Source organism: Rhodoplanes sp. Z2-YC6860 (assembly GCF_001579845.1).
Classification (GTDB): Bacteria; Pseudomonadota; Alphaproteobacteria; order Rhizobiales; family Xanthobacteraceae; genus Z2-YC6860.
In genome coordinates, this window is the sequence record NZ_CP007440.1 from 5592084 (window position 1) to 5611696 (window position 19613).

A 19613-nucleotide genomic window follows, 5' to 3' on the forward strand; every position below is an offset into this window, starting at 1 on the left:
CGCGCTCAGGGCCGGCCGTCGATCTTGGGAAGGTTCGCAGGATTCAACGTGCGGTCGTTGGGACCGCGTGTCGCCATCTCGACTGTCAGCTTTTCGGCCGACTCCGGCGACATCTGGGCGAGGATTTCAGACATCCGCTGTGGCTTGATCATCGTCGCGAGTTCGATCAGCACCTTGGGATCGAGGCGGTCAAAAATCTTGGCCGCGTCCTTGGGCTTCATCGTCTCGTATATGGTGACGACGCCCTTCATCCGCGCGGTCTCTTCCTGCTTGCGCTGACTTTCCGGGCTGCCCTTCTGCTCCTGGGCAGCCGTCTGGGTCTCCATCTTTTTCTCGGCGGCCTTCATCAGGGTTTCGCGAAGGTCGAGTTCACGCGCACGGGCGTCGATCTCCTGGCGGCGTTCCTGCAGGCGCTCAAGCAGCGCACGTTCACCGGCCGAAGTCGGGCGCTGCTGGTCGAGCGGCACCGGCGTGCCGCGCGCCGCGATGCTTTCCGGCGCCTGCGGCACGGGCGGCTCTTCTTTCTTGGGTCCGGGCTTGGCGGCATGGGACGAGCCGGTGATATCGCCGTTGCTGAGATTGACGTTCGCTCTCGCGGTGGCGGCGTTGCCGCCATTCGGATAGCCGAGCATGTCCTGAGCCCACGACTGCTTGGCCTGGCCCTGCTGCGCCGGCATTTGCAGCGGCTGCGACGACGAACGCCACTCCGCGATCTGCGGGCCCGGCACGGTCGTCACCACGATGCCGTTGTTGCCGCCGAGCCGTTGCGCAAGCGTGTAGCCGCCGTCGAAGAAGATGCCCATGATCTTGAGCACGAACAGCGACCCGATCGCGAGCAGCACGATCGGCAACAGACGGATCTCACGCAGCAACTTGGTCATGCGGCAATGGCCTTGGCTCGCGCCTGCGCCCGCTCGGCCAGCGCCTGGGCAGCCGCGACGATGGACATCGGATCGGTGGGAACGGGCTTCTCGTCCGGGTCCCGCGGCTTGTCCAGGTCCTGCGGCTCGCCCTCGGACCCTTCGACACCTAACAGCCAGGGTCTGGCACCGTCCACCTGCCCCAACCGGAAGAGCACTTCAGCGGCCGCCTCGGTGCCGATCTTGATCTGCTTGCAAAAGCGCTCCGCGTCCTTGAGACGACCGCTGAGCGATTCATCGGCCTGGCGCACCGTGGCCTTCAGACCGGAAATCGCGCGCTCGGCGTTCTCGATACCGGCGACCAACTCGCCGATGACATTCTTCATCGATGACTCATCCGCCTTCAACCGCTTGAGCTGGGAGTTGAGGCGCACGCAATACAGGATTGTGGCCAAAAGCAGCAGCGCCACCATGCTCTCGATCGTCAATGGCAGAACGTTCATCACTGCGCTTCCATCCTGTTGACCGGCTCGTCGGCCTTGCCTTCAAACATTGCGAAAGTGGTTTGTGGTTTGCGGAGCGGCTTGGAAACGCGGACGGCGACCCGGTCGCCGACGCGGCCCATGCGCCCCTCGCTCAACGTCACGTCGCCGCAGCGAACTCTGACGGTGGCGTCGGACTTCAGCTCCAGCATCAGCGTGTCGCCGACCTCGAGCTTCATCATGCGCCTGAGCGGCAGCATGGCCTCGTAGAGCACCGCGTCGACCGCAATCTCGGCCTGGCCGATTTCGGTCGCCAGATGGTTCTCCCAGATCGGATCGCGGCCGAACTTCTCGCCCATGAACATCTGGAGGAGAACTTCGCGGATCGGCTCGATCGTCGCGTAGGGCAGCAGCAGTTCGAGGTCGCCGCCGCGATCCTCCATATCGATGCGCAGCCGCACCAGGATCGCAGCGTTCGCCGGCCGCGAGATCGCGGCAAAGCGCGGATTGGTCTCCATCCGGTCGATGTTGAACTTGACCGGCGACAGCGGCTTGAAGGCAAGCTCGGCGTCGGCCAGCACCACCTCAATCATGCGCTTGACGAGGTTCGACTCAATCGTGGTGTAGGGCCTGCCCTCGACCCGCACCGTGGTCTGGCCGCGACGGCCGCCGAGCAGCACGTCGATGATCGAATAGATCAGGCCGGAGCTGACCGTCATCAGCCCGAAGTTGTCCCATTCCTCGGCCTTGAACACCCCGAGAATGGCCGGCAAGGGAATCGAGTTGAGATAATCGCCGAAGCGCACCGAAGTGATGCGGTCGAGCGAGACCTCGACGTTGTCCGAGGTGAAGTTGCGCAAGCTCGTCGTCATCAGCCGGACCAGCCGGTCGAAGACGATTTCGAGCATCGGCAGACGCTCGTAGGAGACCATCGCCGAATCGATGATCGCGCGAATGCCGGAATTGTCGTTCAGCGAGATGTCGGTGAGACTGAAGCCCAGCAGGCTGTCGATCTCTTCCTGGCTCAGCACCCGCTCGGTGGCACCCTTGGTGGTGGTGTGCAGGATCTTGGTGGATTCTTCAGCGGCTGCGGCGCTGGGGGACAGCCCCTCGCCCTCCGCCTGCGGCGCCTCGGACTTCGCGGCCTCGGTTTCAAGAGCGCGGCCCCACTCGGCGGCGACGGCGTCCTGTTGGGTCTGGTCGTTCTGATCTGCCATGTGATTTTCAGATTTGGGAATTTCAGGCCGTCACTGCACCACGATTTCCTTGAAGAGCACCGCATTGATGCGGTTCGGCGCGATCGAGGCGTTGACGCGCCGCGTCAGTTCTTCCTTCAGCCGGTAGAGCCCGGCCGAACCGTCGAGGTCGCTTGGCCGCAGTTCGCGGAGATAGGTTTGGAATGCGTCCATGACGCGCGGCATGATCGGCGTGATCTGCGCGACCATCGGCTGATCGGGAAGCTCGAGCACGATCTTGATCTTGAGATATTGCGTGCGCTCGGAGCCGGAGTTGGACAGGTTGACCAGCACCTCCGGCAGATCGACGAACACCGCGGGCTTCACCGTCGATGCCTCGACCTTGGCGGCTTCGTGCTTGTGCGAGATGAAGTAGTAGCCGCCGCCGGCCGCGAGCAGCACCACCAGTGCAGCCCCGCCGATCATCAGGACCTTCATCGAAGGCAGAGCGAACTTCTTCTTAGCCCCTTCCGGCGCGGCTTCGGCGCCCTCTTCAATATCGGCGTCTTCGGCCACTGCGGCCTTTGCGTCTGCCATGGATGCGACTCCAGATCGGCTGAATGAGGGAAGCTGAGCGACGGCGACAAAGGAAGGAGACGGGCCGCGGCGCCAAGCCCCGGGCGCCTTGAAATCGACGGTAAGACCGTATGGTTAACGGAACCTTTCCAGAGCGGTTCCGACCGGTAATTTTTGCCGGGTCAGACTGGGCAAAAGGTGAATCCTGCCGGTCCAATTTTTCGGGTCACCGCCGCAAGCCGTTGATTTCACGATATTTTCAAATTGGCACGCGGTCTGCAAAGACCCCTGCGAGCCGCTCGTTTGGGAGAACGGGAGGCTCACTCGACGGATCACCGCCTGGGAGGGCGGGGTTCCGCCGCTTCAGGGGAGTTGCTCGATGGAGAATGCCGTTCTTATCGGCCTGTCGCGCCAGACCGCGTTGCAACGCGAGCTGGAAGTGGTGGCCAACAATATCGCGAACCTGAACACCACCGGCTACAAGGCCGACGGCGCGGTGTTTTCGGAATTTCTGCGCGACAAGGCGGACACGGACCAGTTCGCCACGCAAGACCGCCGCTTGAGCCTCGTGCAAGACCGCATGAACTGGCACGACATGAGCCAGGGCGTGGTGCAGCAGACCGGCGGTCCGCTCGACATCGCGATCGATGGCGAAGGCATGTTGGTCGTCCAGACCGCCAACGGCGGCGAGCGCTACACCCGCAACGGCGCGCTGCAGCTCAACAACATCGGCCAGGTGGTGACCACCAGCGGCGACGTTGTGCTCGGCGAAAGCGGCCCGATCGTCATCCAGCAGACCGATCGCGACATCGTCATCAACAAGGATGGCACCATCAAGGTGCGCGAAGGTCAGAGCCTCAACTCGGACTCGACGCGCGGCAAGCTGCGCATCGTCCGCTTCGCCGACACGCAGCAACTGAGGAAGGAAGGCGCGAGCTCATACAGCGCGCCTGCCAACGTGACGCCCGAGCCCGTCGTCAAGCCCAACGTCATCCAGGGCGCGATCGAGAAATCCAACGTCCGTTCGGTGATCGAGATGTCGCGCATGATCGAAGTGACGCGCGCCTACACCGAAGTCGCCACCATCATCTCGCAGCAGAGTGACCTTCGGAAGAACTCGCTGCAACAGCTCGCCGAAGTGCCGACCTAAGGAGATATCGTCATGCGTGCCCTTGCCACCGCAGCCACCGGCATGATGGCCCAGGAGTTGAACGTCCAGGTCATCTCCAACAACATCGCCAACATGCGCACAACGGGCTACAAGCGCCAGCGTGCGGAATTCCAGGACCTGCTCTACGAGCATGTGCGCCGCATCGGCACGCAGACCTCGACGCAGGGCAACATCCTGCCGGTCGGCATCGACCTCGGCGGCGGCGTGAAGACGGTGGGTACCGCGCGCCTGATGACCCAGGGCACGCTCACCCAGACCGGCGCCGATCTCAACGTCGCGATCCGCGGCGAAGGCTTCTTCAAGGTGCTGATGCCGGACGGCACCTTCAGCTATACCCGCGACGGCGATTTCCAGATGGATGCGCAGGGCCGTATCGTCACCCAGCAGGGCAACGTGGTGCAGCCCGGCATCAACATCCCGAACAATGCCCAGGCGATCAGCATCAGCCCTGCCGGACAGGTTTCGGCGACGATCCCCGGCACCACCACGCCATCGGTCCTTGGCCAGCTGGTGCTGACGCGCTTCGTCAACAAGGCCGGCCTGCAGGCCATCGGCGACAACCTGTTTGTCGAGACGCCGGCTTCGGGCCCGCCGCAGGACGGCGTGCCTAACACGGACGGCATGGGCGACCTGCAGCAGGGCAACCTGGAGCAGGCCAACGTCGAGGCGGTGACCGAAATCTCCGATCTGATCGCGGCGCAGCGCGCCTACGAGATGAACGGCAAGGTCATCACCGCGGCCGACCAGATGCTGCAAACCACATCGCAACTGATGCGCTGAGGACGGGCCATGATCCGCATCACCGCCACCGCATTCGCTCTGCTGCTCGCGCTCGGTCACGAGGCCGCGGCCGGCGCCGCCGCCGACGCCAGGATCCCGCGCCTGCGGGAGCTGGTCACCGTGACGTCAGACATCGTCTGCATCGGCGACCTCATCGACAACGCCGGCAAGGCCGCCGACGTGCCGGTGTTCCGCGCGCCCGATCTCGGCCAGACCGGCGCGGTGCTGGTGCAGCGCGTGACCGACGCGCTGCGCCCCTACGACCTCACCGACATCGACACCGGCGGCCTGAGCGAAGTCGTGGTGACGCGGCTGTCCCGCCCGATCAGCAGCAAGGACGTCGCCGACCGCATCGCCCAGGCCCTGGCTGGCCAATACGGTTTCGGCGACGCGCAGAACATCTCCATAACCTTCGACCGCGACGTGCGGATGTTCCACGTCGAGGCGAACGCCACCTCCGATCTCGTGGTGTCGCGGATGAACGCCGATCCGCGCACCGGCCGCTTCGACGTCTCGTTCGAACTTCCGGGCAGCGCCGCGGCGCGTCGCATCGCGCTCCGCTTTGTCGGCACCGCACGCGAGATGATGGAGGTCGCGACACTGACCCGCTCGCTGCGCCAGGGCGAAGTGATCAAGGGTTCCGATGTCACCATCGAGCGCAAGCCCAAGACCGAAGCAGGCCTCGAAGCCGTATCGCCCGAACAGGCGATCGGCATGGCGGTGAAGTCGCCGAGCCGAGCCGGGCAGATCCTGCGCCAGAGCGAGCTCGTGAGGCCGCTCGCCGTGCAACGCAGCGAAACCGTCACCATCGGTCTGGAAATGCCGGGCATCATGCTGAGCGTCCGCGGCAAGGCGAATGAAGCCGGCGCCGTCGGCGACGTCATCAGCGTCCTCAACATCCAATCGAACCGCACTGTCCAAGCCACCGTCACCGGTCCCGGCCGGGTCACGGTTGCCCCGTCGACGCCGCTCGTCGCGACGGTGGTCTCGTCTCTTGCCAACGATCAGTCGGCCCGTAACACCCAGTGAGCGTGAAACATATGAAACCCGGTCTCGTTGTATCCGCTCTCGCCGTAGCGTGCGCCGCGTCCTCGCTCGGAGCCTGTTCCACCTTCGACCGCCTGGCAGCGATCGGCGAACAGCCCGCGCTCACCGCGATCGAAAATCCGACCGCCCAGCCCGGATACAAGCCCGTACAGATGCCCATGCCGACTCCGCAACCCGCGGCCTACAGCCCGAACTCGCTGTGGCGCAACGGCTCGCGCGCCTTCTTCAAAGATCAGCGCGCGCATCAGGTTGGCGACATTCTTACGATTACCGTCAACCTCAACGACAAGGCCGCCATCGCCAACGAAACCCAGCGCAGTCGGGCTAACAAGGAAGACTCCGGCATCGACAACTTCTTCGGCAAGAGCAAGATCCCGATCATCAACGCGCCGATCGGATCGCGGATATTCACCGCCGATTCCGAGGCATCGAGCGACGGCAAGGGCTCGGTCAACCGCTCCGAAGCGCTCATCACCAACGTCGCGGCCGTGGTCACGCAGGTGTTGCCGAACGGCAACCTGGTGGTCGAAGGCAAGCAGGAGGTGCGGGTCAACTACGAGATGCGCGAGCTGATCGTCGCGGGCATCGTGCGGCCCGAGGACATCCAGAGCGACAACACCATCGATTCCACCAAGATCGCCGAGGCGCGCATCGCCTATGGCGGCCGCGGCCAGATCATGGACGTGCAGCAGCCGCGCATCGGCCAGCAGGTGATGGACGTGCTGCTGCCCTTCTGACGGTTTCTCGTGTGCGTGACCCGTACGCGTTGGTTTGTTGCGTAGGAGCATGATGGCGTCCGGAAAGGTCGGGCGTCCCGGACACCATCATGCCCCGCAATGAATGCGAGCTCCCCTGTCATTGCGTCTCGCGAGCGTAATGACAGTCTACGCGGCCTCCGGCAGCTCCCCGCCGGAGGCCGCATTCTTTTTGCGGCGCGAAATAACATACAGAGCAGCCGGTATGTATCTTGACAGGCCCCGCCGCCCGGCGTGATGATTTCCGCGTCGCAGGACAGAGCCCGCGACAAGGCCTGGTGAGAGTCTCGCTTCAAGAGACCGAATGCCGGCCGGGAGGAAAGGATGGACCGAGCGCGCAGCGCCTTGCGCAACCGCAGAGCGTCATCGCCGTTGCACCGGCCGGGCATGCCTGCGCCCGCCGCCTCCCCTCGCCCGCAGCGCCGCTCCAACGAGCGCCGCACTCAGGAGTCACGAAGCCGCGCCGCACGCGAACGGCTGCTTGCCGCCACCATCGAGGTGCTGATCGACCGCGGTTATAACGGCCTCACCACCAAAGAAGTCGCGACCCGCGCAGGTTTCTCCAATGGCGCGCTGGTGCATCATTACCGCACCAAGGCCGATCTCGTGATCGCGGCGACCGCGCACGTTTATGAGCGCTGCATCGAGAACGGCAAGAGGATCGCGGCGAGCGACAAGGCCAGGCGCCATCCGGTGCGCGCCTATATCGACGATTGTCTGGACGTCTATCTCGGCTGGCCGTTCATCGCCGCGAGCGAGGTGCTGGTGCCAGCGCGGACCGACCAGACGCTGATGGTCCAGGTCGACGAATTCATGCAGCACTACCGCCGCACCATGAACGACGTCTGGATCGAGGCCTTCATGCGCGCGGGCATCGAGCGCGGCGCGGCCGCGTACATGATCATGATGACACTCAACGTCATCCGCGGCATGGGCATCAACAGCATGTGGCAGAAGAACATGCCCTACTACCGCAAGCTTCTGCGGCAGTGGGCGGACGCGATCGAGGCCGGCGCGCTCAAGGGCCAACGCTGCGAGCTTCGCTGACGACAACGGAAAAACTTGGCAGAAAAACCGGCAAAGAACTTGGGAGGTCAATCGTGGCGCTACAGCAGAACACAGGACGCATCCAGACCACGCACATCGGCAGCCTGCCGCGACCGCATGCGCTGCTCGATATCATGAAAGCCAAGCTCACCCACCAGCCTTACGATCAGCAGGACTACCAGAAGAAGCTCACCAAGGCGGTGGCCGACTGCGTGAAAAAGCAGGTCGACTGCGGCATCGACATCGTCACCGACGGCGAGTTCTCCAAGCCGGGCTTCTTCACCTACATCCAGGAACGGCTCGAAGGCTACGAGGCACGGCCGAACCAGAAGCTGATCCTGTTCCAGCAGGAGGTCCAGGCCTTCCCCGAGTACTATGCCGAGTATTTCAAGCAGGCCATGCTGGGCGGCGCGCTGATCCCGATCACGCCGGTGGTCTGTGTCGGCCCGGTGAAGTATCGCGGCGAGAAGCTGCTGCAGATCGACATCGACAACGTGAAGGCCGCCGCCGCAGCAGCAGGCGTCAAGCCCGAACACGTATTCCTGCCGGCCACCGCGCCGTCCGGCGTCGGCATCAACGAGTACTACAAGAGCAACGAGGAGTACTTCCACGCCCTCGCCGCCGAGTTGAATAAGGAATACCGCGCGATCGTCGCGGCAGGTCTGCTGGTACAAGTCGACGATCCGTTCCTGCCCGACATCTTCTTCGAGCCGGGCCTCGACGACGCCCAGAAGAAGCGCCGCGCCGAGATTTACGTGGAAGCCACCAACCGGGCGCTGCAAGGCATTCCGCCCGAGCGGGTGCGCTTCCACACCTGCTACGGCATCAACGAGGGCCCGCGGCTCTACGAGGCTTCGCTCGCCCAGATCATCGACTACGTGCTCAAGATCAACGCCGGCTCCTACAGCTTCGAATGCGCCAACCCGCGCCACGAGCACGAGTATCACCTGTTCGAGAAGGTGAAGGTGCCGGACGGCAAGGTGCTCTGCCCGGGCGTGATCACGCACGCCAGCAACATCGTGGAGCATCCGGAGTTGATCGCCGAGCGCATCGTGCGCTTCGCCAAGCTCGTCGGCCGCGAGAACGTCATTGCCGGCGCCGATTGCGGCTTCTCGTCCCAGGCGCTGTACCGCACCGAGGTCCACGACAGCGTCGTGTGGGAGAAGTTCAAGGCGATGCGGCAAGGCGCCGACATCGCCAGCAAGATGCTCTGGAAGTAAAACGCGACCGCGCAAAAAGTGCGGCGCATGTCAGGGAAGTGAAACGCAAATAAGCACCAAGGGGGACGTCATGCGGAAGACTCTTGCGGGCCTTACGGTCCTGGTCACGACATTCTGTGCGCCGGCGCTCGCACAGGACGTCAAAATCGGCTTCGTCAGCACTCTCAGTGGTCCCGTCGCCGTGGTTGGGAACGATATGCGCGACGCCTTCGAGCTTGCGCTCGATCACATGGACCGCAAGATGGCGGGCCGATCCGTGACGATGATCTATGAAGACGACGCGCTGAAGCCCGAGCAAGGAAAGCAGAAAACCGACAAACTGATCCAATCGGATCGCGTCAACTTCCTCACCGGCTACATGATGTCCCACATCCTGCTGGCCTCGCTCAAGTCCGCCGTGGATTCGGAAACATTCCTGATCAGCGCCAACGCTGGTCCGTCGCAGATCGCCGGTGAGCTCTGCTCGCCGTGGTTCTTCAGCGCGTCCTGGCAAGGCGACCAGGTTCCACAGGCGGTTGGCGAATACATGAACCAGAAAGGCGTGAAGTCGGCCTTCCTGATCGCGCCGAACTATGCGGCCGGCAAGGACGTGATTGCGGGACTCAAGGCGAACTACAAGGGCGCCATCGTCGGCGAAGAATACACCCGCTGGCCCGACCAGCTGGATTTTTCCGCGGAGCTCAGCAAAGCGCGCGCTGCCAAGCCCGATGCGATCTTTGCCTTCTATCCTGGCGGCGCCGGCGTGCAGTTCATGAACCAATACGTCCAGGCGGGGCTCAAGCAACAGATCCCGCTCTACACGGCCTTCATCGTCGACTCCTTGTCACTGCCTCAACTCAAGGACCTGGCCGTGGGCGTGCCCGGTGCCCAGCATTGGGTGAGCGATCTGCCCAACGCGGCCAACAAGAAATTCGTCGCCGACTTCAAGGCCAAATACAAACGCCTGCCCTCATTCTATGCGGCGCAGGCCTATGACGCCGCGAACCTGATCGCGAGCGCAGTCGATGCGGTGAAAGGCGACACCAGCAAAAAGGACGAGATGCGCGCAGCGATGCAGAAGGCGAACTTCGCCTCGGTCCGCGGGCCGTTTAAATACGGCAACAACCACTTTCCGATCCAGAATTTCTATCTGCAGGAGGCGGTGGCGACGGGCGACGGCGGCTATGCGCTCAAAACCATCGCGACCGCACTGACTGCGCATCAGGACCGCTACCACGACAAGTGCCCGATGAAATAAATGCGCGTCGAGGCGGTTCCAAGATGGAACGCTACTGGAACCGCTTCGGCCCTGCCGGCAATGGCGTGTGGGCCTCGGCCATCTCGGCCGGGTCGGCTTTCGCGTAGGTCTCGCCGCTGGAGATTTCGATTGTGCGCATCATCATCGCGCCCATCAGAACCAATACGGCAGCGCCAGTCATCACCAGCATGAAACGACCCGGCAGCGACATTCTTTTTAATTGAGGCACTGAGCGTTCCGTCCTTCAGGTTGCAGGCGCCGCGTCGGCGAGGAGCAGTTCAATGCCGCAAGATGGGGAATGTTCCTAATCCGGCAACCCGCCATGCAGTGCGAGAACTTGCCGCGGCGCCGGTTCCAGACCATCCTCACAATGTGAGGAGCATGGCGGAGTGAAACCCGGTCACGCCGAAATTGTCGGCGCAGGTTTCGGCGGCCTTGTTGCCGCCATTGCGCTCGCCGAGCGCGGCTGGAGCGTGTGCGTGCACGAACGGCGGCCGTCGCTCCTTGGCGAAGGCTATGGCATCGCCATCCACAACAACATGGCGCGCATCTTTGCAGGCTTCGGCATTCTCGAACGGGTGCTGGCCGGCGGCATGCGGATCGACCGCCGCGACTCGCTCGATCGTGACGGCCGCGTGGTGATGACGCGCAAGACCACGCGCAGCCCCTACCGCATCGACCGCCAGCACATCATCGCCCTGCTCGCCGAGCGCGCGCTCGCAGCGGGCGTGGAGATCCGTTTCAACTCGATGGTTGCGTCGGCCGATCCGCAAGGCGCGGTCACGCTCGCAAACGGCGAGCGCCGCGCGGCCAACCTGGTCGTGGCTGCCGACGGCATCAACTCAGGCATCCGCGATCAGCTCAAGCTCCTGCAGCGCCGCATCTACGGCCGCGACTGCGGCGCCCGCATCAACGTCCCGCGGCGGCCGGACGAGATCGCGGCCGACAGCCGCGAAGGCACCGTGATGATCGAGGCCTGGGCCGACAAGCGGCGCGTGCTCTATTGCCCGGTGACGAAGAACGAATTCTACGTGCTGCTCACCTGCACGATGCAGGACAAGACTGCCTCGGTGTCGCCGATCGATCCGGACGTCTGGGCGCGGTCGTTTCCGTTCATGCGCGAACTGTTCGTGCGCATGCGCGACGAGGCCGATTGGCCGCAGTCCCATTGGGCGCACTTCCAGACCATCCATCTCAAGCGCTGGTCAGCGGGGCGGATCGCGGTGCTGGGCGACGCCGCGCATGCGATGCCGCCTTATCTGGCGCAGGGCGCGGGTCACGCGATGATGAATGCGCTGGGCCTGGCCGCGGCGCTCACGGACGCCGGGACGATCGAAGAAGCGCTCGCCGCGTGGGAGCAGCGCGAGCGGCCGTTGACCGAGCACACCCAGTTCTGGACGCGCATCTACGGCGCAACCATGTTCCTGCCGGCGCCACTGAAGAAAATCTCGATCCTGGTGGAGAAGCTGCCCTGGGTCGCCGCGCAATATGTCCGTGCCGCCAATCATCTGCCGACCGGCTGTGCAGCCGGCGTCGACATCGGCGCCCAGATGGGTGCCGCTGTACCGGCCTAGTGCTTCGCCTCACTCCGGCGCAGTCGCGCCGGCGCTTTTGATCACATCGGACCACTTGTCCCGCTCTTTCTGAAGGAAAGCCACGAATTCGGGGCCGAACTTATGGCCCGGGATCGCACCGCTCTCTTCCAGCCTCTGGGCCACGGCGGCTGTGGTGAGAACCTTCTTCACGTCGGCCTCGGTTTTTGCGAGGGCGTCGACCGGAGCCTCACGTTGCGCAAACAGGCCGAACCAGGACTCGGCCTCGAACTCGGGCAGCCCCGCTTCGGCGAATGTCGGCACATCCGGCAGCCACGACACACGCTCCGCGCTCGCCACCGCCAGCGCCCGGACGTTGCCGGATCTGACCTGCGGGATCACGGTGGTGATGTTGTCGAACAGGATGGGCACATGCCCGGCGATCAGATCGTTCATTGCAGGCGCCGCGCCGCGATATGGCACGTGCTGCAGCTTGACGTTGGCCATCTTCTGAAACAGTTCGGCGGCCAGATGATGCGTCGAGCCGACGCCGGACGATGCATAGACCAGCTTGCCGTTGTTCTTACGGATCAGCGCGGTCAACTCCTGCACCGATCTGGCGTCGACATTGGGATTGACCATCAGCACAATCGGCACGCTCGCCACCAAGGCGATCGGCGCGAATTCCTTCTGAGGATCGAACGGCAGCTTCTTGTAAAGAAACGGATTGATGACGATCGGCCCGGGCGAACTCAGCAGCAGCGTATAGCCGTCGGGTATGGAGGTCGCGGCCGCATGCGCGCCGACATTGCCGCCGCCACCGGCACGGTTCTCGATGACGACACCGCTCGGCCAGACCTGATCCTGCAGCCCCTGCCCGGCGATCCGTGCGGCAGCATCGTTCGAGCCGCCCGCCGGATTGGGCACGATGATCCGGACCGGCCGGTCCGGAAACTTCTGCGCCAGACCCACGTCCCCGAAGGTCAAAAGCAACAGCGCCGTCAGCGCCAGTTTCATTTTCACGGCAACCATCCTCCCTTTGCGGCTCCGCGAATTATTCGATCGCGGTTGCGCAGAACCGACCGGCCTCGCAGTGTCTAGATCGGCATCACCAGAAGGATGTCGACCTGCCGGGAGTCGAGCACCACGATCCGCTCCTTGAATTTGGCGGCACCATTCACGAAAGCGACGGTGTCGAGATATTTTCCGGTCGCGAACAAATCGCTGCGGCCGTCCTGCATGATGCGGATCAGATGGAAGCTGGTCCGGCACGCATAGGTGCCTGGCGCGCCGCCGACCGCCACGGCCGACCGTCCCAGCACGTGGTTGTAGCTGTGCGGCTCGAAGATGTTCGCGGTATGGAAGGCTTTGACGCGGTCCAGCATCATGCCGCGGCCAACGCAGCGAAGGATACCTATCGGCAGCCCTGCTTCATGCGTTTCACGCGTGGTGATGTGATAGACGCAATCTTCCGTGAAAAAGCTCGGCCATTGTTCGATCAGGCCGTCGTCGATCGCGTGGCTATAGGCGCAAAGGAGGTCTTCGATCTGCTCGCGAACGGCCGGATCGGACAATGCGGCGGAAACCTTGGTCATCTCGTTCATGGCTCGGCTCCGCTCAAAACGCCATGATCTGGCGATAGCCGTGCCAGAAGCCGCGCACGGCGGTTTCGGTGGCGCGGGAGTTCTTTTCGGAACGAACCTCCCGTCCGCCCATCTCCATGAAAGAGCTGACTTCGGGACTCGTTTTCGTACCGCGCTGCACGAACTCGTTGATGCAGCCGTCTTCGAGCGACACCAGACCCGCGGCGCCGGTGAGATTGCTCTGCATGACACGCATCTGCGACTGCTCTTCGGTGTCACGCTCGTAGCCGAGATAGGTCCAGAACAGTTCGGTCTTGTCGACGCCGCGCGGCGCAAAGAAGCGTATCGCGAGCGAATTGAGCGTGAACTGGACGCACAGGTTCGGGAAGATGGTCTGGATGCTGTGCGTGATGCCGTCGTCGAATTCATTCCAGGAGCTCAGAAGCCCCGGCCCTTCCAACGCGGAGTCGTAGTTTGCCGCGTGCACGCCGGAACTCGCGTATTCCTCCGCCTCCTTCATGTTGGCGCGCCGTGCGAAGCTGATGTGATGCCACTTGTCATCCGACAGGATGATCCCACCGTCCATGTCGAGCCGATTGACCTTGAAGGTGGTGTAGAAGGTGTGTAGCAGCGTCGCGTGATAAGAGTCGCGCAGGTTCTCGGCGTAGAGCTTCCAGTTGTTGTGGATGATCTGGCTGTGCGTGCCGAGCACCTTGAGCGGCCGGCCGAGGTTGCGCTTGATGAATTGCGACATGTCGGGGCCGAGATAATTCTCGACCGGCCCCATGTCGTGATCGAAGCTGCCGAACACCATGCCGCAGAAGGTTTCGACCTTGAGCGGCTGCAGGCGATGCTGATTGACATCGAAGTCGCTCGGCATACCGCCCTGGCCGCGGAGTCCGTTGCGGAACGCCACGCCTTTCAGCTGGCCGTCGAGGCTGTAGTTCCAGGCGTGGTAAACGCAGTTGAGACTTGCGACATTGTCCTTTTTCTTGAGGCAGACCAGCGCGCCCTTGTGTGCGCAGCGATTGACCATCGCGTGGATCTTGCCGTCACGGTCGCGGGTCGCGACCACCGGTGTCTCGCCCACCGTCGTGGTCCAATAGTCGCCTGGTTTCGCGATCTGCGCTTCGAGGCACAGAAAATTCCAAACCGAGCCACGGAAAATCCGCTCCTGCTCGAGCTGATAAATATCCGGATCGGAAAACAGCCGGAACGGCGCGCGCACGACGCCATCCGCAGGCCATTGGAATCGATCGTGCGTTTCCATTGCAACCGACATGGGACATTCCTCCGAAATCGCGGGCCGCGGGCAACGCCGCGCCGCTTTTTCGAATTTCTATCATTCGAATTTTGGGTGCCGCCAATAAGGTGTTCGGCCAAATTAATAAGCTGAACTTATCACCGGTAGGGCTCTCACTTCAGCCGCGCGAACTGCTTCGCTTTGGCGATGAACGAGACCACCGCCGGCGCCTGCTCGAACTTGCGATAGATCAGCGCGAGGTCGGTCGTGCCCTTGGCGCCTTCCAGCGGCCGGTACACCACGTTCGGGACGCGGAGGTTGCGCAGCGTGTCTGGAGCGAAGGCCACGCCCAGGCCCGCACCGACCAGGCTGGTGATCGCCGCAAACTGCCGGCCGCGTTGCGTGATGCGCGGCGCAAGCCCGGCCGCGCGACACATTGCGGCCACCTGGGCGTGGAAGCCGACGCCCTCCTCGAAATACGTGGTGATGAAGGATTCGTTCGCGAGCGCCGCAAGCGGCACCGCGCGGCGGCGGGTGAGCGAATGTCCCTTGGGCAGCGCGATGATGATCGGCTCACGCGACAAGGTGAGCGACGTCATCCCATCCGGCCATTGGCGCACTGGCGGCCGGATGAATCCGACGTCGATGCGGCCGTTGAAGACGTCGTCGACCTGCTGGGTGATGTCGAGTTCGTGTAGATGCAGTTCGATGTCCGGATTGGTCTTGCGATAATCGAAAGTGATCTTGGACAGTATCCCCGAGAACGCCGCCGAGCCGACATAGCCAATCTCGACCGAGCCTTGCTCACCGCGCCCGGCCTTGCGCGCCACCGTCGCGGTGCGGTCGGCCTGCTCCAGCGTGCGGATCGCCTGCTCGAGCGTCAGGCGGCCGGCAATGGTCAGATGCACCGATCGCTTGGTGCGCTGGAACAATCGCGCGCCCAGATCGCGTTCGAGACTTTGAATTTGCTGCGTCAGTGCCGGTTGCGCGATGCCGAGCCGCTGCGCGGCGCGGCCGAAGTGCAGCTCTTCCGCGAGCACCTGCATATAACGGAGTTGGCGGAGCTCCATTCGGTTCTCTTCCCGACAGCCGGTTCCTGCAAGCGTAACCGCGCACAGCAAAAAGCCAATGGCCGGGTCAAAGCCCGGCCATTGCAGAAATTCCGACGGTGAGATGCCGCCCAATCAGTCGTCGCGATAGACCCGCTCGCGGCGCTCGTGGCGCTCCTGCGCCTCGACCGACAGCGTTGCGATCGGGCGCGCCTCAAGGCGCTTGAGCGCGATCGGGTCGCCGGTCTCTTCGCAATAGCCGTAGGTGCCGTCTTCGATTCGGTGCAGCGCGGCATCGATCTTGTTGATCAGCTTGCGCTGGCGGTCGCGGGCCCGGAGCTCGATGGCCCGGTCGGTTTCGGAGGACGCCCGGTCGGCGAGATCGGGGTGATTCTGGTTCTCGTCCTGCAGATGCTGCAGGGTTTCCTTGGCTTCTTTCAGGATATCTTCGCGCCAAGACAGCAATTTCACGCGGAAGTATTCGCGCTGCCGCTCGTTCATGAACGGCTCTTTTTCGGTCGGCCGGTAGGTCTTGCTCTTATCGTTCTTGTCCGGGCCGCCGTTGGTCTTCAGTTGGACACCGTTACCGTTGTGACCATTCGAGGCATGGTGCCCGTTGTGGCCATTGGAAGTGCCTAACCCCTTGGTTCCCTTCTTATTTGGCATGCGAACCCCACTCCACCCCAGGTGAGCCTCCCTGCTCGGGGCGAGCTTATAGTGGGCTACCAGAGTATGGACAAGTGCAGAATGAAGGCAGCGCCACCCGGCGGCGGCCAGCACCATTCCGGGCCGGAAAACTCAACGGCGTGGGGTGATCTTGGCGATTTCGACCTCGACGCGCAGCTCGATTTCGGCCAGCACCTCGTCGAGGCCGGGGTCGCCGGAGCCTTCCCGAAGGCCCGCGGTCGCGGCCTTCAGCCGGTTCAGGGTTCCGGGACCGAGGTCTCCCGAAAGCACGCCGACCTTCAGTTCATCGAGGGCGTCGAGCGCGATGGTTCCTCGCTTGGCGGCGCGGCGACGGCGTTCGCCGGGCCCCTCCTCGCCTTGAAGCGCCAGCAGTGCATCGATGCCGCCGACGGTGCGCAGCGATGCTGTGGCCGCGGTCTGCTTGGTCGTCTCGCTTTCGTCGACTGAAAATCCGCCGAACGATGTGCGGCGCGGCCCGCCTGGCGCACTTGCGGCTCTGGCGGTGGCGTTCGGTCCGGCGATGCGCATCGCGTGTTACCTTGACTGGATGGGCGGCGGGCCGCCCCAAATTTCAGGCCTAACTTGGGCCTTTATGGTTAAGCCCGCGTAAACGCCCGGAAATGCCCCGGCAGAATTTGCCGGAACCCGGCAGCTCCGTCCGGGTGGCGCCCGCGCTTCGAAAAGTAAAACCCTTATTTTTCAGAGACTTAAGTTTGTCCACACGCTGGCACGGCGTTGGCATTGAGGTTGTCCGGTCCGCACTCATTGGGGAGCAATGTGATGAGGACGTTACCTCGTGCGTTCGCCGCGACCGTCGCGGCGTTGAGTTTCATTTGCGCCGCCGTGCCACAAGCACGCGCGGACGAGCCTTATCGCGTCACCTCGACTTCGCGGATCAAGGATCTCGCGAATATCGAAGGCGTGCGTCAGAACCAATTGATCGGCTACGGCCTGGTCGTTGGCCTGAACGGCACGGGCGATACGCTGATCAACATCCCGTTCACCCGGCAGTCGCTGCAAGCGATGTTGGAACGCCTCGGCGTCAACATCCGCGGCCAGACCATCCGCACCGGCAACGTTGCCGCCGTGATGGTGACGGCGAACCTGCCGGCCTTCGGAACCCAGGGCACGCGCATCGACGTCACGGTGTCGGCGATGGGCGATGCCAAGAGCCTGCAAGGCGGCACGCTGCTGGTGACGCCGCTGCTCGGCGCCGACGGCAACGTCTATGCGGTCAGCCAAGGCTCCGTCGCGATCTCCGGATTCCAGGCCGAAGGCGAAGCCGCCAAGATCGTGCGCGGCGTGCCGACGGTGGGCCGCATTTCCAACGGCGCGATCGTCGAGCGCGAGATCGACTTCGCGCTGAACCGGCTGAACCAGGTGCGGCTTGCGCTGCGCAACCCGGACTTCACCACCGCCAAGCGCATCGCCGCCGCGATCAACGACTTCATCGGCGCCAACACCGCGGAGCCGCTGGATTCTGCGACCGTGCAGATCAATGTGCCGAAGATCTACGCCGGCAACGTCGTGTCGTTGCTGACCGAGATCGAACAGCTTCAGATCGAGCCGGATCTCGCCGCCAAGATCGTCATCGACGAGCGCTCCGGCGTGATCGTGATGGGCCGCGACGTGCGTGTGTCGACTGTCGCGGTGGCCCAGGGCAACCTGACGGTGACCATCTCCGAACAGACACAGGTGAGCCAGCCGGCGCCGTTCTCGCGAGGCACGACCCAGCGCGTGGCACGTTCCAAAGTGGGCGTGCAGGAGGACGGCAAACAGCTCGCCCTCGTCCGCGAAGGCGTGTCGCTGCAGCAGCTGGTCGACGGCCTCAACTCGCTTGGCATCGGTCCGCGCGATCTGATCGCGATCCTTCAGGCGATCAAGGCCGCCGGCGCCATCCAGGCCGAAATCGAGGTGATGTGATGACGACATCGCCTGCCCTTTCGCCCGTCGCGATGGCCGCCCTCAGCGGCACCGACACCAAGGCGCTCGACCCGAAGGCCGCCATGCGCCTCGGCAAGGTCAAGGACACCGCCAACGACTTCGAGGCGATGTTCCTCAACACCATGTTCCAGCAGATGTTCGCCCACGTGGGCGACGGTCCGTTCGGCGGCGGCCCCGGCGCCAAGATCTGGCAGTCGTTCCTGACCGACGAATACTCCAAGTCTTTCGCCAAGAAGGGCGGCATCGGGCTTGCGGCCGACATCCAGCGCGAACTGCTCGCCCGACAGGAAATCCAATGAGCCAAGTCATGACCAATACCGCGATACCAGCCACCGCCGCGCCGATCCGGCCGGTCGCAAGCCTCGACGAGGCCGAGGCCCTGATCAAGCACCTCACCGAGGTCATGGACGCCCTGTTGGGCACCGTGGAGGAGGAAACCGAACTGGTCCGGTCCGGAAAGCTGTATGAAGCCTCGAAACTCGAGCCGGCCAAGACCGAGCTCTCGCTGATGTACATTGCGGATACGACGCGAATCAAAGCAAGTCGGAGCTACCTGGCGCGGACCGCCCCCGCCCTGGTGGAGGATCTGCGCAAGCGCCACGACATGTTCCGGGCGCTGCTGCAGATCAACCTGACGGTTTTGGCCACCGCGCATGCGGTTTCGGAAAGCATCATGCGCGGCGTGTCCCATGAGTTGGCCCGCAAGGCCACGCCGCACGGTTACGACGCCTCGGGCGAGGCTGCGACGCCGCTGCCCAGCAGCTGGCAACCGTTAACGATCAGTCGCGTTTTGTAGGCAGTTTGTAACGTGGCGTAGACGGAATGCGCGTTCGGTTCGGGTTCGCGCGGCCAAGGCGGCCGCAGGGAGACCGAAATGGACAGCTTCACCATCAAGCCGCGCGTGGGCGTGCAGAAGTTCACGCCCCGCGATCCGCGCCAGGCGGCGCCGACCGAGCTCGCTGCGAGCAAGGTCGTCACCGCCGTGGACAACAGCGACCCGGAGCAGCGTGAGAAGCCTCACGAGCATGCGCCGCCCGACGTCATTGTCGATCCCGAAGCGCGCAACGTCATCAACCGCGAGAACGACATCCGCAATCAGGCCGGCAACCGCGAGCATCCCGATCAGGCGCTGCTGCGGCTTCGCGCCTACCGGCCCGCCGCCCGCCCCGAAGCCGACCCTCCCGCCACCAGCGAACCCCACGCCAACATCAAAGCCTGAGTGTCC

23 protein-coding genes are annotated in these 19613 nt (G+C 63.7%); 12 read left to right on the forward strand and 11 right to left on the reverse strand.

Annotation, left to right across the window (positions count from 1 at the left end):
- Window positions 1-5: 5 nt before the first annotated feature.
- The 4 genes from RHPLAN_RS26385 to fliL are packed head-to-tail and all read right to left on the reverse strand — an operon-like array spanning window position 6 to window position 3114.
- Window positions 6-881 (reverse strand): MotE family protein, encoded by an 876-nt coding sequence (locus tag RHPLAN_RS26385; RefSeq protein ID WP_068024337.1) that lies wholly within the window; start codon window positions 879-881, stop codon window positions 6-8.
- Window positions 878-1363 carry a DUF6468 domain-containing protein gene (locus RHPLAN_RS26390; RefSeq protein WP_068024340.1) on the reverse strand — a complete coding sequence of 162 codons (486 nt, stop codon included), beginning with the start codon at window positions 1361-1363 and terminating at the stop codon, window positions 878-880. Before RHPLAN_RS26390 ends, RHPLAN_RS26385 begins: the two co-directional genes overlap by 4 nt.
- Window positions 1363-2559, reverse strand: coding sequence for a flagellar motor switch protein FliM (fliM, locus tag RHPLAN_RS26395; protein ID WP_068024343.1), 1197 nt, complete (start codon window positions 2557-2559; stop codon window positions 1363-1365). The genes RHPLAN_RS26390 and fliM overlap by 1 nt, the downstream gene beginning before the upstream one ends.
- A 30-nt stretch (window positions 2560-2589) precedes the next feature.
- Window positions 2590-3114 (reverse strand): flagellar basal body-associated protein FliL, encoded by a 525-nt coding sequence (fliL, locus tag RHPLAN_RS26400; RefSeq protein WP_068024346.1) that lies wholly within the window; start codon window positions 3112-3114, stop codon window positions 2590-2592.
- A 358-nt stretch (window positions 3115-3472) separates the two neighbouring features.
- Here fliL and flgF point away from each other — a divergent pair, with 358 nt between their 5' ends.
- The 7 genes from flgF (at window position 3473) to RHPLAN_RS26435 (ending at window position 10350) form a co-directional block, all read left to right on the forward strand.
- Window positions 3473-4243, forward strand: a complete 771-nt coding sequence (gene flgF / locus RHPLAN_RS26405) for a flagellar basal-body rod protein FlgF (protein WP_068024349.1) — start codon at window positions 3473-3475, stop codon at window positions 4241-4243.
- A gap of 12 nt (window positions 4244-4255) precedes the next feature.
- Window positions 4256-5044, forward strand: coding sequence for a flagellar basal-body rod protein FlgG (flgG, locus tag RHPLAN_RS26410; RefSeq protein ID WP_068024352.1), 789 nt, complete (start codon window positions 4256-4258; stop codon window positions 5042-5044).
- A gap of 9 nt (window positions 5045-5053) precedes the next feature.
- Entirely contained in the window at window positions 5054-6073 is a 1020-nt protein-coding gene (gene flgA / locus RHPLAN_RS26415) for a flagellar basal body P-ring formation chaperone FlgA (RefSeq protein ID WP_068024355.1), read from the forward strand.
- Between the two features lie 11 nt (window positions 6074-6084).
- The gene (gene flgH / locus RHPLAN_RS26420; protein ID WP_068024358.1) at window positions 6085-6828 is read left to right on the forward strand and encodes a flagellar basal body L-ring protein FlgH; all 744 of its coding nucleotides are present in this window, start codon (window positions 6085-6087) and stop codon (window positions 6826-6828) included.
- Window positions 6829-7170: 342 nt separating this feature from the next.
- Window positions 7171-7893: a TetR/AcrR family transcriptional regulator gene (locus RHPLAN_RS26425; protein ID WP_157100498.1), complete on the forward strand. Its 723-nt coding sequence runs from the start codon at window positions 7171-7173 to the stop codon at window positions 7891-7893.
- Between the two features lie 53 nt (window positions 7894-7946).
- Window positions 7947-9113: a cobalamin-independent methionine synthase II family protein gene (locus RHPLAN_RS26430; RefSeq protein ID WP_068024367.1), complete on the forward strand. Its 1167-nt coding sequence runs from the start codon at window positions 7947-7949 to the stop codon at window positions 9111-9113.
- Window positions 9114-9183: 70 nt separating this feature from the next.
- Window positions 9184-10350: an ABC transporter substrate-binding protein gene (locus RHPLAN_RS26435; protein ID WP_068024372.1), complete on the forward strand. Its 1167-nt coding sequence runs from the start codon at window positions 9184-9186 to the stop codon at window positions 10348-10350.
- 31 nt (window positions 10351-10381) lie between these two features.
- Here the strand turns inward: RHPLAN_RS26435 and RHPLAN_RS26440 are convergent, their stop codons facing one another.
- On the reverse strand, window positions 10382-10540 hold the full coding sequence (locus RHPLAN_RS26440) for a hypothetical protein (RefSeq protein WP_157100499.1): 159 nt from the start codon (window positions 10538-10540) through the stop codon (window positions 10382-10384).
- Window positions 10541-10739: 199 nt separating this feature from the next.
- Here RHPLAN_RS26440 and RHPLAN_RS26445 point away from each other — a divergent pair, with 199 nt between their 5' ends.
- Complete coding sequence (locus RHPLAN_RS26445; RefSeq protein WP_068024378.1) at window positions 10740-11924, forward strand: FAD-dependent oxidoreductase; 1185 nt, start codon at window positions 10740-10742, stop codon at window positions 11922-11924.
- A gap of 9 nt (window positions 11925-11933) precedes the next feature.
- Here the strand turns inward: RHPLAN_RS26445 and RHPLAN_RS26450 are convergent, their stop codons facing one another.
- The 6 genes from RHPLAN_RS26450 to RHPLAN_RS26475 form a co-directional block, all read right to left on the reverse strand.
- On the reverse strand, window positions 11934-12899 hold the full coding sequence (locus RHPLAN_RS26450; protein ID WP_237180218.1) for a Bug family tripartite tricarboxylate transporter substrate binding protein: 966 nt from the start codon (window positions 12897-12899) through the stop codon (window positions 11934-11936).
- An 80-nt stretch (window positions 12900-12979) separates the two neighbouring features.
- Window positions 12980-13486, reverse strand: a complete 507-nt coding sequence (locus RHPLAN_RS26455; protein ID WP_068024383.1) for an aromatic-ring-hydroxylating dioxygenase subunit beta — start codon at window positions 13484-13486, stop codon at window positions 12980-12982.
- A gap of 13 nt (window positions 13487-13499) precedes the next feature.
- Window positions 13500-14747 carry an SRPBCC family protein gene (locus tag RHPLAN_RS26460; RefSeq protein WP_198164500.1) on the reverse strand — a complete coding sequence of 416 codons (1248 nt, stop codon included), beginning with the start codon at window positions 14745-14747 and terminating at the stop codon, window positions 13500-13502.
- A gap of 134 nt (window positions 14748-14881) precedes the next feature.
- Window positions 14882-15778, reverse strand: coding sequence for a LysR substrate-binding domain-containing protein (locus RHPLAN_RS26465; protein ID WP_068024389.1), 897 nt, complete (start codon window positions 15776-15778; stop codon window positions 14882-14884).
- 114 nt (window positions 15779-15892) lie between these two features.
- Entirely contained in the window at window positions 15893-16258 is a 366-nt protein-coding gene (gene dksA / locus RHPLAN_RS26470; RefSeq protein ID WP_068031879.1) for an RNA polymerase-binding protein DksA, read from the reverse strand.
- A gap of 297 nt (window positions 16259-16555) precedes the next feature.
- Window positions 16556-16972, reverse strand: a complete 417-nt coding sequence (locus tag RHPLAN_RS26475; protein WP_068024392.1) for a flagellar assembly protein FliX — start codon at window positions 16970-16972, stop codon at window positions 16556-16558.
- A gap of 252 nt (window positions 16973-17224) precedes the next feature.
- On the opposite strand from RHPLAN_RS26475, the gene RHPLAN_RS26480 reads away from it, so the two are divergent.
- The 4 genes from RHPLAN_RS26480 to RHPLAN_RS26495 all read left to right on the forward strand — a co-directional run bounded on the left by RHPLAN_RS26480 (window position 17225) and on the right by RHPLAN_RS26495 (window position 19607).
- On the forward strand, window positions 17225-18367 hold the full coding sequence (locus RHPLAN_RS26480) for a flagellar basal body P-ring protein FlgI (RefSeq protein WP_084245581.1): 1143 nt from the start codon (window positions 17225-17227) through the stop codon (window positions 18365-18367).
- Window positions 18367-18687, forward strand: coding sequence for a rod-binding protein (locus RHPLAN_RS26485; protein ID WP_068024393.1), 321 nt, complete (start codon window positions 18367-18369; stop codon window positions 18685-18687). The genes RHPLAN_RS26480 and RHPLAN_RS26485 overlap by 1 nt, the downstream gene beginning before the upstream one ends.
- Before the next feature lie 8 nt (window positions 18688-18695).
- Complete coding sequence (locus tag RHPLAN_RS26490; protein WP_068031885.1) at window positions 18696-19184, forward strand: hypothetical protein; 489 nt, start codon at window positions 18696-18698, stop codon at window positions 19182-19184.
- 78 nt (window positions 19185-19262) lie between these two features.
- Window positions 19263-19607 (forward strand): hypothetical protein, encoded by a 345-nt coding sequence (locus tag RHPLAN_RS26495; protein ID WP_068024396.1) that lies wholly within the window; start codon window positions 19263-19265, stop codon window positions 19605-19607.
- Window positions 19608-19613 lie beyond the last annotated feature (6 nt).

Coding starts and splice junctions, on each gene's coding strand:
- RHPLAN_RS26465 (WP_068024389.1), bottom strand. CDS start 15,778: ATGGAGCTCCGCCAACTCCGTTATATGCAGGTGCTCGCGGAAGAGCTG.
- RHPLAN_RS26390 (WP_068024340.1), bottom strand. CDS start 1,363: ATGAACGTTCTGCCATTGACGATCGAGAGCATGGTGGCGCTGCTGCTT.
- dksA (WP_068031879.1), bottom strand. CDS start 16,258: ATGAACGAGCGGCAGCGCGAATACTTCCGCGTGAAATTGCTGTCTTGG.
- RHPLAN_RS26485 (WP_068024393.1), top strand. CDS start 18,367: ATGACGACATCGCCTGCCCTTTCGCCCGTCGCGATGGCCGCCCTCAGC.
- RHPLAN_RS26440 (WP_157100499.1), bottom strand. CDS start 10,540: ATGCTGGTGATGACTGGCGCTGCCGTATTGGTTCTGATGGGCGCGATG.
- flgH (WP_068024358.1), top strand. CDS start 6,085: ATGAAACCCGGTCTCGTTGTATCCGCTCTCGCCGTAGCGTGCGCCGCG.
- RHPLAN_RS26455 (WP_068024383.1), bottom strand. CDS start 13,486: ATGAACGAGATGACCAAGGTTTCCGCCGCATTGTCCGATCCGGCCGTT.
- RHPLAN_RS26460 (WP_198164500.1), bottom strand. CDS start 14,747: ATGTCGGTTGCAATGGAAACGCACGATCGATTCCAATGGCCTGCGGAT.
- flgG (WP_068024352.1), top strand. CDS start 4,256: ATGCGTGCCCTTGCCACCGCAGCCACCGGCATGATGGCCCAGGAGTTG.
- RHPLAN_RS26425 (WP_157100498.1), top strand. CDS start 7,171: ATGGACCGAGCGCGCAGCGCCTTGCGCAACCGCAGAGCGTCATCGCCG.
- fliL (WP_068024346.1), bottom strand. CDS start 3,114: ATGGCAGACGCAAAGGCCGCAGTGGCCGAAGACGCCGATATTGAAGAG.
- RHPLAN_RS26435 (WP_068024372.1), top strand. CDS start 9,184: ATGCGGAAGACTCTTGCGGGCCTTACGGTCCTGGTCACGACATTCTGT.
- fliM (WP_068024343.1), bottom strand. CDS start 2,559: ATGGCAGATCAGAACGACCAGACCCAACAGGACGCCGTCGCCGCCGAG.
- RHPLAN_RS26490 (WP_068031885.1), top strand. CDS start 18,696: ATGACCAATACCGCGATACCAGCCACCGCCGCGCCGATCCGGCCGGTC.
- RHPLAN_RS26475 (WP_068024392.1), bottom strand. CDS start 16,972: ATGCGCATCGCCGGACCGAACGCCACCGCCAGAGCCGCAAGTGCGCCA.
- flgF (WP_068024349.1), top strand. CDS start 3,473: ATGGAGAATGCCGTTCTTATCGGCCTGTCGCGCCAGACCGCGTTGCAA.
- RHPLAN_RS26495 (WP_068024396.1), top strand. CDS start 19,263: ATGGACAGCTTCACCATCAAGCCGCGCGTGGGCGTGCAGAAGTTCACG.
- RHPLAN_RS26385 (WP_068024337.1), bottom strand. CDS start 881: ATGACCAAGTTGCTGCGTGAGATCCGTCTGTTGCCGATCGTGCTGCTC.
- flgA (WP_068024355.1), top strand. CDS start 5,054: ATGATCCGCATCACCGCCACCGCATTCGCTCTGCTGCTCGCGCTCGGT.
- RHPLAN_RS26450 (WP_237180218.1), bottom strand. CDS start 12,899: ATGAAACTGGCGCTGACGGCGCTGTTGCTTTTGACCTTCGGGGACGTG.
- RHPLAN_RS26480 (WP_084245581.1), top strand. CDS start 17,225: ATGAGGACGTTACCTCGTGCGTTCGCCGCGACCGTCGCGGCGTTGAGT.